This window comes from Lysobacter terrae (assembly GCF_054782215.1).
Genome location: NZ_BAAGSX010000001.1, coordinates 898197 through 910496, shown reverse-complemented (window position 1 = coordinate 910496; position 12300 = coordinate 898197). Strand labels below are relative to the sequence as shown.

Sequence of the window (12300 nt, the reverse complement as noted above, 5' to 3'; positions counted from 1 at the left end):
CCGGTTGGTAGTCGGCATGGTCGCTGCGGCTGTTGTCCTTCCCGCGTTTGCACAGGCGACCGTACCCGCCGCACGCTCTGCCGACGAATCCGCAAGCGCGTCTGTAGCACGTGCGGAAGCATCATTCGGCCCACTCAAGCACGTGAAAGCCGGCGTGCTCGACATTGGCTATGCCGAGTTCGGCCCGAAATCGGGACGGCCCGTGATCCTCCTTCATGGCTGGCCATACGACATCCATAGCTACGCGGAGGTCGCGCCGCAGCTCGCATCGCGTGGATATCGCGTCCTCGTTCCCTATCTGCGCGGTTACGGTACGACACGCTTTCTTTCGCCTGATACGCCTCGCAACGGGCAACCGACCGCCCTTGCGGGCGATATCGTGGCTTTCATGGATGCGCTCGGCATCAAGCGGGCCGAACTGGGCGGCTTCGACTGGGGTGCGCGAACGGCGGACATCGTGGCCGCGCTGCACCCGGAGCGGGTCAAGGCGCTGGTGTCGGTCAGCGGATATCTGATCGGCAGCCAGAAACTCGCACAGACGCCGTTGCCGCCGGAAGCGGAACTGCAGTGGTGGTACCAGTTCTACTTCGCAACCGAGCGCGGCCGCGCCGGATACGACAAGAACCGGCACGACTTCAACAAGCTGATCTGGAAGCTGGCCTCGCCCCAATGGCGGTTCGATGACGCCACGTACGATCGCAGCGCCACAGCCTTCGATAACCCGGATCACGTAGCCATCACCATCCACAACTATCGCTGGCGACTCGGACTGGCGGAGGGCGAACGCAAATACGACGCCGATGAAGCGAAGCTGGCGGAGTCCCCCGCCATAACGGTTCCGACGATCACCCTGGAAGGCGATGCGAACGGCGCGCCGCATCCCATGCCGGAGTCCTACGCAAAGCGGTTCACGGGCAAATATGAGCACAGGACGCTCACCGGTGGCATCGGCCACAACCTGCCGCAGGAAGCTCCCGACGAGTTCGTCAGAGCTATCGTTGATGCCGATCGGATGTGAACCGCGGGCCTCACGAGCGTGTGGAGTTCGCCACAACCGGCGCTTCGCGGAAAGCCAGCACTAACCACGCCACCACGGTCGTGATGGCGAGGCCCACAAGCCCGATGCCAGCCCATGCCTGATCGCCCAGCAGATAGAAGCTGCACAGGCGCTGCGGCGCTTGCTGGTAGAGCGCGCCGGCCGCAGCGGTCATCCACGCCCAGTTCAAGAGGAAGAACGATTGGACGGCGGGGCGCGCCTCACGAAGCGAAATGCGAGTGAGCCAGCCCGCTGCCAGCAGCGAACAGACCTTCAGCCAGCCCACGAACGGATTCAGTACTGCCGCGTCGAGCGACAGCGGCAGCATCCAGAATGCCGAAACCACCATGGACATCGTCAAACCCGTCAGGCCACTGGCGTTGACTTGGCGCAACCAGGACGGTCCTTTTTCCGGTCCCGGCTTGGCGGCCCACGCGCCGATCGCGAACACCAGCGGCAGTTCAACGATCATGTGAGTGACCATCCTCTGCTCGAGCCATGGCTGGATCAGCGCGATCCCGGCCAGTGCCGCTCCCGGCGCGATCGCATTCCAGGCAGTCTTCCAATTCGATCGGCTCATTGCTATTGGACCTGTGCCGCGAGCCGAACGTACGCCTGGTCCGCGGCATCGGGATCGAGCGCATCGAATAGGCGCCCGTGCCGGTCGACGAGAAAAAGCGCGCCATTATGTGTATACCCGCCGGCGCCGTCGGGAAGGACGACCACGCCGAACACGTCGAGAAGACGTGCGAGGTCGGACGAATCCGCAACGGTGGCGATCGTCCAATGCCCCGGGTCTGCCTTCACGCGTCGCGCGTACATCGCCAATGCATCGGGCGTGTCCCGGGCCGGGTCGAAACTGATGGTAAGCAGGCCGACCTGTCCCTCTAAGCCGGTATCGCGCAGCTTGGCCTGCAGATACGCCTCGCTTGACGTCGTCAGAAGGCACAGCGACGTGCATTGCGTGTAAACCAGCGACACGACGGCGTACGGCCGTTCGGCGGCAACCTGCCTGAGATCCGTCTTCTGGCCATGGCTGTCGATCAGCGGGATTCGGGGCAGATCGCGCGGCGACTCCGCCAGTGCGCGCTGCCGCGCCTGATCGCTGGTGATAGCGCGGAATCCATGCGTGATGACATGGAGAACGCATACCGTCGCGATCACGATCGCCGCGAGGGTCAGCCAGGTGGGCAACATTCGCGGAGTTCCGCTCATGGCCCCGCCCTGCCCCGCATCAGCTCTTTCGCGGTCCATGGCAGGCGACGATCGGCCGTCCTGGCACGCACGGCAGCAACGTCCGCTTCGGTGATCGGCGCCGCGCCATGGCTCCACGAACGGACGTGGCTGAGTATGTCGGCCACTTCGCGGTCGCTCAGATGGGAGAAGCCTGGCATCAGCCCCGAGTAGCCGATGCCGTTCACTTCGACAGGGCCGCTCAAACCGTGCAGCGTGATGGCGATGAGGCGATCGCGATCGCCGTTTGCCCATGGCGATCCGGCAAGCGGCGGAAAGACCGGAAACCGCCCTTCGCCCTCTTCCTGGTGGCAGCTCGCACATGAGCTCGTGTACAACCGCGCCGGCGACAGGGCCGCATCGACGGCCGCGGCACGCGCCGGCGCAATCGCCTCAAGCCCGCTCAGATCCGTTACCGGGTTCGCCCGCATCCACAGCACCGCCGCCCAGACGGCCAGCCCGAGCGAAAGACTCCAGATCGCCAAGCGGTGGTCACGCATCGGAGCGATGGCCAAACCAGGCGATCATCGGGCTGGCGAAGTTGACCCCGCGGGGGGTGACGGCTTCGCTTCCGAGGTACTCGAACTGCCCAGGCCCGGGTCCTGTGTCGCGATGTAGTAGACCGCCCAGGCGAGCAAGAGCGCGACAAACAGCAGGAGTGTCTTCGGAACCGGCCGATGCAGCTCATGCGGATCCGAGTTTTCCTGGTCGCGGCCAGCGGGTGGTTCCAAACTCTTCATCGTCAGTTCTCCCCTCTGCCGGAGCCGGCTTCGCGGATGGCCGCGGCCTGCGCCTTCGCCTGGGCTGCGTTGGTGGATTCGTTGGCCTCGTACGTGCGTCGCATCGATCTGAGGTATGCGACAAGGTCTTCCGCGTCCCGAGTCGGAACGATCTTGTGGCCCGGAGGTGTGGCCGATGCGGGCAGCGGCACCGTGTATTGGCCCGGCTGGACTTCGACATCGACGATCGACTCGAAGAGGAACGGGTACGCCGGCATCACGCTGGCCGGCACGTATGCCCTCGGTTGATACAAATGTCCGTAGTGCCAGTCCTGCGACGGAATGCGATCGCCTACGTTGAACAGGTCGGGCCCCGTCCGCATGGTGCCGAGCAGCGTCGGCCGGTCGTAGAAATAATCCGCGGCGACCGACGGACGTCCCCAACCGCGCGCTGCATCAGCGCGCCCGGCGCCCGTGGCGCTGGGCTGCTGCGTGTGGCACGCGATGCAGCCATTGGAGATGTAGATCTGGCGGCCGCGCAGCTCCTGGGCCGTATAGGGCTTGAGTCCCTTCGGCGGCGGTACGTCCTTGAGCTGCAGGAAGGGCGCGGCAATCATCGCTGCTGTAGCGAGCGCGAGGGTCAGCATCGCGCCACCGACAAGTTTGACTTCGTTTTCCATCTCAATGGGTCGCGGTCAGAGGGGCCGGGGTTCGCGCAGCCAGGCGCGCCGCGGAGGCGGCGGCCTGCCGCTGCTTTTCGGCGGCCTTGAGTGCCAGATAGAAGTGCACAGCGAACACGATGTGCCCGAGCGTCATGAGCGAGCCGCCCACGCTGCGGCCGATCAGCCAAGGATGGGTCGCCTTCACCGACTCGATGAAAGGCGCGGCCGCATTCTGCAAGCTCAACCCCTGGAGCACGCCGCCGATGCTGAGCATCACGATGTAGGTCGCGAAACCGGCGACCACCAGCCAGAAATGCAGGGAGATCAGCGCGGGCTTCGGCCACTTGACGTCCAGCACGCGCGGCACGGCGAAATACATGCCGCCGAACACCACCATCGACACGAAGCCATACAGGCCGATGTGCGCATGGGCAACGGTGAAGTGCGTGAAATGGGTGATCGAGTTGAGCGATCGCAGCGCCTCGAAGGAACCTTGCACCGAAGCGACCGTGTACATCATCGCGCCGAACACGATAAAGCGCAGCGTGTGCGAGCGCTTCAGCGCGCCGAAATACCCCTTCAAGGTCAGGTGCTGGTTGATCGAGAACGCCAGCACCGGTATCAGCATCATCACGCTCTGCACGATCGAGAGCGTCACCAGCCATTCGGGGATCGGGCCACCGATCAGATGGTGTGCGCCGACCTGGCCGTAGAAGAACGCAAGCGTCCAGAAGCCCAACAGCGACAGGTTGTAGGACTGCACCGGACGGCCGATCACCTTGGGCAGGAAGTAGTAGACGCAGGCGAGCGACAGCGGCGTGTAGAACAGCCCAAGCACGTTGTGCCCGTACCACCAGTTCATCGTCGCCTGTTCCACGCCGAAGTGCAGCCCGGGGATGTTGGCGACGATGTACAGGATCGGGAACCAGAACAGCGCCGCACCCATGTACCAGACCGACACATACAGGTGATGTACGCGGCGCTTGCGCAGCATGAACACCATCGGCAAGCCGATCATCATCCCGCCGATGGCGAACAACGTGCCGATGTACCAGGGGATCTCGAGCCATTCCATGCCCGTGCTGAGCCCATTGGCGAGACCGACGACGCCGGCGATGAGGCCCACGTTCCAGACGAACGCACCGGCGATGATGAGTCGCGGGAACTGCAGTGTCGTGCGCAGCAGGCGCGGCAGCAGCCAGACGACCAGGCCGAGCAGGCCCATCGGCGCCCAGCCATAAGCCACGACGTTCAGATGGATCGTGCGCAGCCGGCCGAAAGTAAGCCAGGCCTGGTCCACCAGCAGGTCGGGGACATGAAGCTTGATGGAGCTCAGCAGCCCGGCCGCGGAGCCCACCAGCAGCCACACCACCGCGAAGGTAAACAACACGAACACCGGAACCGCCGTAGCCCGGTCCGCGGCTGCACGGTCGCGCAACTCCGCCTGCTGCTCGGCGTCGCGGGGCTCGAGACGCGAAATACCGTTGGCGGGATCGTCGAAGCGGCCAATCTCTTCCGGGGCAAAGATGACCCCCGCGCCGCTGGATTCCTGGTCGAAGAGTCCCTTGCGCAGAGACCAGATGAAGGCGAACAGGCCGGCAATCGAGAGGAGAAAGGTAGCCAGCAATAGCGCAGTAGGGTTCATTTACTTGCTCGGGTGCCTGGATGTTCAAGGCGCGGCGCAGCGTACGCCTGCGCTGCCGGGTTCGTAAGGCGCAGATGCCCCTGTCAGAAACCGGATCAGATTGCAGGCCGGACGCACACTCGCAAGACGCCGTCAGCGCCGACGCCTCGCGGCCGCTTTTCCATGTCAATCGCGCTTTTCCGGGCCTACCAAACCCGGTGGGATGATCCGGTCGAAGTCGATTCGATCGTGCGGTTGAACCTGGCCTGTAACAACCACACCAAGGTATGAGCACGCGGTGCGCTCGGGTAGGCACGAGCGAGTGTCCACACTGGTGAGCTCAGCGCATCAATCCGCACGCTACGCCTGAGGATCCAGAAACACGCGGCCAAACTGTCGGTCCTCGACCACTCGGCGCTGCGCCTCGGTGGCTTGTTCGAGGGGATAGATCCGGTCGATCGCAGGCTTCACCTTGAACGGCTTGTTGACCTGAGACATAAAAAAGGCCGGAACCCTGGATTCAGGATTCCGGCCTTTCTTGGACCGTCCAGGACGGCTAAATGGTGGAGGTGGGGGGAATTGAACCCCCGTCCGAAGGCACTCCATCCCCGGCACTACATGCTTAGCTCACCGTTGGATCTCGTCCCCGGACAGCACGATGCGCGAAGCGCATCCGGGGACCAGCCTGTTTTAGGTTAGCCGGAAGCTGACAGGCAGCCGCTCCCAGCGATTCCGTGATAGTGACCCTACGCTGCGAACACGGACACAAGCAGTTTCGGGGCTTACGCCTTAAGCGGCGAGAGCGTAGTTGTCGTCGTTGGCAACTAGAGTTTTGCAGCTGGATTTACGAGGAAAGCTACCCCCTCGGCATGCGCCAAGCGACTTTGCAACCCCCGTCGAAGCCAGTGCACCCCCGGGGACAGCGAAACGCTGACCTCGCCAGTATAGGGTCGCGGGCCACGATCACAAGTCATCGTCCGGCGGCGTGGGAGCGCGGATTCAGTTCGATGCTCGCGCGATACGCCGCATTCACGCGCTAAAAAGAAAACGGGGCGGTTGCCCGCCCCGCTTCTTTTGCTTGGCCGATCAGCTGCGTACCGGCACCAGGGTGATTTCCACGCGGCGGTTCTGCGCGCGACCTTGGTCGGTGTCGTTGCTGGCGACCGGGCGCGACTCGCCCGCGCCGACGGTGATCAGGCGCTGCTGCATCACGCCATGGCTCTGCAGATAGGCGGCCACGGAGTTCGCGCGGCGCACCGACAGCTCCTGGTTGTAGGCATCGCTGCCGACATTGTCGGTATGACCGGCGACTTCGACCACGGTCTGGTTGTATTCGCTCAGCGTGCGGGCGACGTCGTCCAGGACCGGATAGAACTGCGACTGCAGGCTCGCGTCGTTGAAGGCGAAGGTGATGTTGCCCGGCATGCTCAGGGTGATGTTGTCGCCCTGACGGACCACGCCGACGCCGGTACCGGCCATGCGCTCACGCAGTGCGCGCTCCTGGCGGTCCTGATAGTTGCCGATGGCGCCACCGGCCAGTCCGCCCACGCCAGCGCCGACGAGTGCACGCTGCCGGCGCTCGGTCGCGTCGTCGCCGCTCAGCAGGCCGGCCACGGCGCCGACGGCGGCGCCGATCAGTGCGCCCTTCTTGGTCTTGCTCATGCCCGTCTGCTCGCCCTGCTGCGGCTGCTGACTGGGCTGCCCATAGCCACCACCGCTGGGCTGGCCACCGTAGTAACCACCGCCCGATGTGGCGCAACCGGCGAGCATGGCCGCGAGCGCGGCCGAGACGATCAACTTGGATTGCATCTTCATTCCATCCTCCTGTGGGGTCATGCGGCGTCGAAAGATGGCAGCTCCTGCATGAACAGGGCTGAACGCTAATCGCGCGCGTGTTTTCAGGGAGTGATGACGTTGCAGCCGATGCTCAGAACGTTCCGATTCTCGTGATCTTCGGCACCGATGGTGCACGCGCCGCTAGCCCGCGATGAACTCGATCGCCCGTCGCGTATCTTCCGGCAGCAACGCATCGGCGGACGGTCCATCGAGCCGCGCGTCCCAATTGCTCATCAGCGACAGGTACAGCAGCTTGTCGAATTCGCTGCCGAAACGCTGGATCACGCTGTCGGGATCGGGGATCAGCTTGGCGTCGGCGATCAGGCCGAAATGCACGCGGCCGTTGTAGCTCATGATGGAAATGCCGACGCCGATCGTTCCGGTCTGCGGCACCCAGAACATCATCTCCCGCAGCGCGCAGCCGGCGAGGTACAGCGTCTGCTGCGGCCCGGGGACGTTCGTCGCCACCATGCTCGCCTTGCGGCTGAAGATATCCAGCGCCAAGCCCTGCAGCGCCGTGGGCGCCATGCCGAGCGCCGCTAAAAGTCCAAATGAAACAATTGCTTGCCGTGAATTCTTAAGGCCATTCATGCACTCGGCGACGCGCTCCACGCGCCGGATCGGGTTGTCCTCGCCGACCGGCAACTCGAGGAAAACCAGGCCGAAGTGATTGCCCAGCTTCTTCGCATGCTCCAGCGGACGCAGGTTGACCGGCACCGTCGCGCGCAGCGTCAGGCCATCGACGTTGTCGCCGCGCTCGATCATGTAATGACGCAGTGCGCCCGCGGCCGTGGCCATGAGCACGTCGTTGACCGTGCACTCGCAGGCGCGGCCGACGGCCTTCACTTCTTCCAGATCCAGCGGCTCGGCCCAGGCCACCCGCTTGCTGACGCCCAGCTTGCCGCGCAGCAACGACGGCGGATCGTCGGGCAGGGTCACCGCATGCAGCAGTTCGCGGCCGATCTCACCGCCCTCCTTCGCCAGCACCGCGGCCAGGGTCGGGTCGCGATACATCTCCATGCCCTTCTCGACGACCTTGCTGCCCAGCTTCATGTAGCGCTCGGCCGCGCCGATGCGGCGCGCGACGTGCGCACCGTCCTGCTTCAGCCAGGCCTGCTGCAGATCGCTGCCTTTGGCCGGTTCGCGCGTGGTGTCGGTCAGCGACAACAGCACCTGCACCAGGGCGATGCCGTCGGCATAGCTGTGGTGGATGCGGGCGATCAGCGCGGAACCGCCTTCGTAGCGTTCGACCAGATGGAACTGCCACAGCGGCCGGCCGGTATCGAGCGGCGTCGAGGAAAGCTGGCTGACGAAACGTTCGAGTGCGCGCTTGCCGCCACGGCCCGGCAGCGCGGTGAGCTGTACATGCCAGTCCAGGTCCAGGTCGTTGTCGGTTTCCCAGAACGCGCCCGCGGCGGTATCCACGGCCTTCTGGCGGAACCGGCGATACGCCAGCCAGCGCTGCTGGATGACGCGGCGCAGTTCGGCCACCGACATCGGCTCGGCGAACATCAGCACGCCGGTGATCATCATCGGATTGGTGGGCTGCTCCATGCGCAGCCAGGCGGTATCCACCTTCGCCATGGGCTCGCGGCGGACGGCGCGGATGCGCTTCGCGCGTGCCTTGACCGCGTCCTGTTTGACTGCGCGCTTCCGGCCGACGCTCGCCTGGGCGGCGCCCGAGTCGACGGTGCCTTCAACAGCGGCACCTGCGTCCGCCGCGCCTTCCTTGACACTGCCCCTGTGCGCTCGTGCGGCCATGCAGTCTCTCCAGTAGCTCTGCAGGCGAGTGAATCACGCAGGCGCGAACAGCGTCAACGCGCCATGTCTGCGCGCAGGTATTCGCGTGGAATGCGTTCGTTGAGTCCGACCAGGATCTCGTAGGGAATCACGCCGGCCTGCCGCGCCACATCCTCGGCGCTGATGCGATCGCCCGCCTGCGGGCCGATCAGGACGACCTCGTCTTCGTTCCAGGCGCTGTCCTGGCCGATGTCGACCATGAACTGGTCCATGCACACGCGCCCGACGATCGGGTAGCGGTGTCCGCGGATCAGCACCTCGCCGCGCGAAGACAGCGCGCGCGGATAGCCATCGCCGTAACCGATGGGGATGGTCACCACGCGCGTATCGCGTTGCGGCGCCCAGGTGGCGCCGTAGCTGACCGGGTTCCCGGCCTTGACCACCTTGAAGTAGACGACCTGCGAAGCGAGCGACAGGACCGGGCGAACCTCGACGCTGCGCTGCGAGGTCGGATCGGGCTGCACGCCGTACAGCAGGATCCCGGGCCGCACCATGTCGAGCCAGGTCGCCGGGAAATGCAGCACGCCACCGGAATTGGCCAGATGGCGCAGCGGCATCGGCGCACCGATGCGCTCGATGTGTCCGCAGGCTTCGAGGAAGCGTTCCAGCTGCTGCTGGGTCATCGGCGAATCCGGATCGTCCGCGCAGGCCAGGTGCGAGTAGATGCCCTTGAGCGCGCACCAGGGCGACGCCACGGCCGCCTCGATGAAGGCGCGCGAGGAGTAGCTGTGCACCCCGATGCGCTCCATTCCGGTATCGATCTTCAGATGGATCACCGCCTTGCGCCCCACCGCCTGCGCCGCGGCTTCGACCTGGCGCAGCTTGTCCAGCGACGACACCGTGATCTCCAGGTCGTGGACGATGAATTGCGCGACCTGCGGGCCGAAGATGCCGCCCAGCACCAGGATAGGTACGGTGACCCCTGCTTGGCGCAGCGCGATGCCCTCTTCCACGAACGCGACGCCCAGTTGCTCGACGCCCTGCGCCTGCAGATGCAGTCCCACCGGCACCAGACCGTGGCCATAGGCGTTGGCCTTGACGATCGCCATGACCGGCACGCCGACGTGCGCGCGGATGCTGTGCAGATTGAAGGCGAGATGGTCCAGGTCGACCCGGATGCGGGTCGGACGCTCGCTGACGGCGGGGGGCATCAAGCCTGCGGATTCGTGCACGGTGCGCTCAGGATGCGGTGAGTTTCCGGAAACCGCCGTCATTCTAAGCGCGAACGGCACAAGGCCCGGGGCGGGCCCTGCGTCGCTTATTCGAAGCTGCCCACCGAATCGTGACTAAGGTTGTCGAAGCGCGTGTACTCGCCGAAGAACTTCAGCTTGAGCGATCCGGTGGGGCCGCTACGCTGCTTGCCGATGATGACTTCGGCCAGGCCCTTGTCCGGCGAGTTTTCCTTGTTGTAGTACTCGTCGCGGTAGATGAAGACGATCATGTCCGCGTCCTGCTCGATAGCGCCGGATTCGCGCAGGTCGGCCATCACCGGGCGCTTGTCGGTACGCGTTTCCAGCGAGCGGTTGAGCTGCGACAGCGCGATCACCGGCACCTGCAGTTCCTTGGCCAGGCCCTTGAGCGAGCGCGAGATCTCGGAGATTTCCGTCGCGCGGTTCTCGCTGTTGCCGGGCACCGACATCAGCTGCAGGTAGTCGATGACGATCAGGCCCAGGCCATGCTCGCGCTTGAGGCGGCGCGCCTTGGCGGCGAGCTTGACCGGCGACAGGCCCGGCTCGTCGTCGATGAAGATCTTGGCTTCGCGCAACTGGCGGATGGCGCTGGTGACGCGGCTCCAGTCCTCGTCCTCCAACTGGCCGGTACGCAGGCGCTGCGCGTTGACGCGACCGACCGAGGAGATCAGGCGCATCGCCAGCTGGCTGGCCGACATTTCCATCGAGAACACCGCCACCGGCAGCTTGCTGCGGAACGCGGCATATTCGGCCATGTTCAAGGCCAGCGTGGTCTTACCCATCGCCGGACGCGCGGCCAGGATGATGAGGTCGGTCTTCTGCAGGCCGGCGGTCATCATGTCGAATTCGACGTAGCCGGTCGGCAGGCCGGTGACGCCGTCGCCGTTGGCATAGCGCGTCTGCAGGAGATCGAAGGCCTCCGCCAGCGCCTTGGTGACCGGGGTGAAGTCGGTCTTGCCGTCGGCGTTGGCCTGGGCGATGGCGAGCACCTGACGCTCGGCGTCTTCGAGAATCTCGCTGCTGTCGCGCCCTTCGGGCAGGAAGCCGTTGTTGACGATGTCGGTACCGACGTCGATCAACTGCCGCAGGATCGCCTTGTCGCGCACGATATCGGCGTAGGCGACGATGTTCGCGGCCGACGGCGTGGTGCTGGCCAGTTCGATCAGATACGCGCCGCCGGCGACCTGCTCGCTCAGGCCCATCGATTCGAACCATTCGCCCAGCGTCACCGCGTCGTAGGGCTTGTTCTTCTCGGCCAGCTCGCGGATGGCGCGATAGATCAGCTGGTGATCGCGGCGATAGAAGTCGGCGTCGGTGATCCGGTCCGCCACGCGATCCCAGGCATCGGGGGCGAGCATGAGCCCGCCGAGTACGGCCTGTTCCGCCTCGATCGATTGCGGAGGAACGCGCAGCTGCTCGATGCGTTGGTCACGGCGGGTTTGGAAAGCAGGATCAGGACGCGTTCCCTGGCGTGCGCTCATCGGTGCGGCAACTCCCCTGGTCGGGCCGTCTTGGCGGTCCGGTTCTTGTATGTGCGGATCTTGTAGGTGCTGATCTTGTAGGTGCGGATGCAGCTGGCCGGTCATCCTATGCTCCCTTCCGCAAGGGCGTTGCAGATAACCCTGTGGATAACCGGTGTGCATCTCATAGATTGCGACTTGCGGCCGCCAAAACGAAACGGGCGCCTTTCGGCGCCCGTTTCAATCGATCAATCGAGCAATCGATCAGGCGACTTCGCCGACCACGATCACCTTGACCTTGGCGTCGATGTCGGCGTGCAGGTGCACGATGACTTCGTGTTCGCCGGTGCGGCGCAGCGGGCCTTCGCCCAGCACCACTTCCGACTTCTCGACCTTGTGGCCGTGCTTGGTCAGCGCCTCGGCGATGTCGCGCGGGCTGATCGAGCCGTACAGCTTGCCTTCGGTCGAGGCGTTGGCGGTGAGGGTCACCTCGACGCCTTCCAGCGCGGCCTTGCGGCCTTCGGCGCCGTCCAACAGTGCCTTGGCCTTGGCTTCGTATTCGGCGCGCTTGGCTTCGAACTCGGCCAGGTTGGCGGCGGTGGCCGGCACGGCCTTGCCCTGCGGGACCAGGAAGTTGCGGCCGAAGCCCGGCTTGACGTTGACCTTGTCGCCCAGCTTGCCGAGGTTGGTGACGTTCTGCAGAAGAATCAGTTGCATGGTGTTGCTCCGTATTCGTTAGC

Annotated in this window: 12 protein-coding genes and 1 other RNA gene; 1 reads left to right on the top strand and 12 read right to left on the bottom strand. The window is 64.9% G+C overall.

Features of this window, described 5'->3' with window-relative positions:
* Positions 1-142: 142 nt before the first annotated feature.
* Entirely contained in the window at positions 143-1018 is an 876-nt protein-coding gene (locus ACYVJ8_RS04470) for an alpha/beta fold hydrolase (RefSeq protein ID WP_460709703.1), read from the top strand.
* 10 nt (positions 1019-1028) lie between these two features.
* Here the strand turns inward: ACYVJ8_RS04470 and ACYVJ8_RS04465 are convergent, their stop codons facing one another.
* From ACYVJ8_RS04465 to rplI, 12 genes are all read right to left on the bottom strand, one after another.
* Positions 1029-1616, bottom strand: coding sequence for a hypothetical protein (locus tag ACYVJ8_RS04465; protein WP_460709701.1), 588 nt, complete (start codon positions 1614-1616; stop codon positions 1029-1031).
* 2 nt (positions 1617-1618) lie between these two features.
* A complete protein-coding gene (locus ACYVJ8_RS04460) occupies positions 1619-2233 on the bottom strand; it encodes an SCO family protein (protein ID WP_460709699.1) in 615 nt (204 codons plus the stop codon).
* A gap of 14 nt (positions 2234-2247) precedes the next feature.
* Positions 2248-2769 (bottom strand): c-type cytochrome, encoded by a 522-nt coding sequence (locus ACYVJ8_RS04455; protein ID WP_460709697.1) that lies wholly within the window; start codon positions 2767-2769, stop codon positions 2248-2250.
* A gap of 242 nt (positions 2770-3011) precedes the next feature.
* Positions 3012-3668 carry a cbb3-type cytochrome c oxidase subunit II gene (locus tag ACYVJ8_RS04450; protein WP_460709695.1) on the bottom strand — a complete coding sequence of 219 codons (657 nt, stop codon included), beginning with the start codon at positions 3666-3668 and terminating at the stop codon, positions 3012-3014.
* 1 nt (position 3669) lies between these two features.
* Positions 3670-5295, bottom strand: coding sequence for a cbb3-type cytochrome c oxidase subunit I (locus ACYVJ8_RS04445; protein ID WP_460709693.1), 1626 nt, complete (start codon positions 5293-5295; stop codon positions 3670-3672).
* Between the two features lie 339 nt (positions 5296-5634).
* Positions 5635-5772 carry a hypothetical protein gene (locus tag ACYVJ8_RS04440; protein ID WP_460709691.1) on the bottom strand — a complete coding sequence of 46 codons (138 nt, stop codon included), beginning with the start codon at positions 5770-5772 and terminating at the stop codon, positions 5635-5637.
* Between the two features lie 63 nt (positions 5773-5835).
* Positions 5836-6189: a transfer-messenger RNA gene (ssrA, locus tag ACYVJ8_RS04435) on the bottom strand.
* A gap of 171 nt (positions 6190-6360) precedes the next feature.
* Positions 6361-7089: an OmpA family protein gene (locus ACYVJ8_RS04430; protein WP_460709689.1), complete on the bottom strand. Its 729-nt coding sequence runs from the start codon at positions 7087-7089 to the stop codon at positions 6361-6363.
* Positions 7090-7251: 162 nt separating this feature from the next.
* Positions 7252-8871 carry a WS/DGAT/MGAT family O-acyltransferase gene (locus ACYVJ8_RS04425; protein ID WP_460709687.1) on the bottom strand — a complete coding sequence of 540 codons (1620 nt, stop codon included), beginning with the start codon at positions 8869-8871 and terminating at the stop codon, positions 7252-7254.
* A gap of 53 nt (positions 8872-8924) precedes the next feature.
* Entirely contained in the window at positions 8925-10061 is a 1137-nt protein-coding gene (gene alr, locus ACYVJ8_RS04420) for an alanine racemase (protein ID WP_460709685.1), read from the bottom strand.
* 107 nt (positions 10062-10168) lie between these two features.
* A complete protein-coding gene (locus ACYVJ8_RS04415) occupies positions 10169-11581 on the bottom strand; it encodes a replicative DNA helicase (RefSeq protein ID WP_460709683.1) in 1413 nt (470 codons plus the stop codon).
* Positions 11582-11824: 243 nt separating this feature from the next.
* A complete protein-coding gene (gene rplI, locus ACYVJ8_RS04410) occupies positions 11825-12277 on the bottom strand; it encodes a 50S ribosomal protein L9 (RefSeq protein ID WP_460709681.1) in 453 nt (150 codons plus the stop codon).
* Positions 12278-12300: the final 23 nt, after the last annotated feature.

What these genes read in the sequence shown, in the direction of transcription:
- ACYVJ8_RS04465 (WP_460709701.1), bottom strand. Translation starts at nt 1,616, where the DNA reads ATGAGCCGATCGAATTGGAAGACTGCCTGGAATGCGATCGCGCCGGGA.
- ACYVJ8_RS04460 (WP_460709699.1), bottom strand. Translation starts at nt 2,233, where the DNA reads ATGTTGCCCACCTGGCTGACCCTCGCGGCGATCGTGATCGCGACGGTA.
- ACYVJ8_RS04455 (WP_460709697.1), bottom strand. Translation starts at nt 2,769, where the DNA reads ATGCGTGACCACCGCTTGGCGATCTGGAGTCTTTCGCTCGGGCTGGCC.
- ACYVJ8_RS04450 (WP_460709695.1), bottom strand. Translation starts at nt 3,668, where the DNA reads ATGGAAAACGAAGTCAAACTTGTCGGTGGCGCGATGCTGACCCTCGCG.
- ACYVJ8_RS04445 (WP_460709693.1), bottom strand. Translation starts at nt 5,295, where the DNA reads ATGAACCCTACTGCGCTATTGCTGGCTACCTTTCTCCTCTCGATTGCC.
- ACYVJ8_RS04440 (WP_460709691.1), bottom strand. Translation starts at nt 5,772, where the DNA reads ATGTCTCAGGTCAACAAGCCGTTCAAGGTGAAGCCTGCGATCGACCGG.
- ACYVJ8_RS04430 (WP_460709689.1), bottom strand. Translation starts at nt 7,089, where the DNA reads ATGAAGATGCAATCCAAGTTGATCGTCTCGGCCGCGCTCGCGGCCATG.
- ACYVJ8_RS04425 (WP_460709687.1), bottom strand. Translation starts at nt 8,871, where the DNA reads ATGGCCGCACGAGCGCACAGGGGCAGTGTCAAGGAAGGCGCGGCGGAC.
- alr (WP_460709685.1), bottom strand. Translation starts at nt 10,061, where the DNA reads ATGCCCCCCGCCGTCAGCGAGCGTCCGACCCGCATCCGGGTCGACCTG.
- ACYVJ8_RS04415 (WP_460709683.1), bottom strand. Translation starts at nt 11,581, where the DNA reads ATGAGCGCACGCCAGGGAACGCGTCCTGATCCTGCTTTCCAAACCCGC.
- rplI (WP_460709681.1), bottom strand. Translation starts at nt 12,277, where the DNA reads ATGCAACTGATTCTTCTGCAGAACGTCACCAACCTCGGCAAGCTGGGC.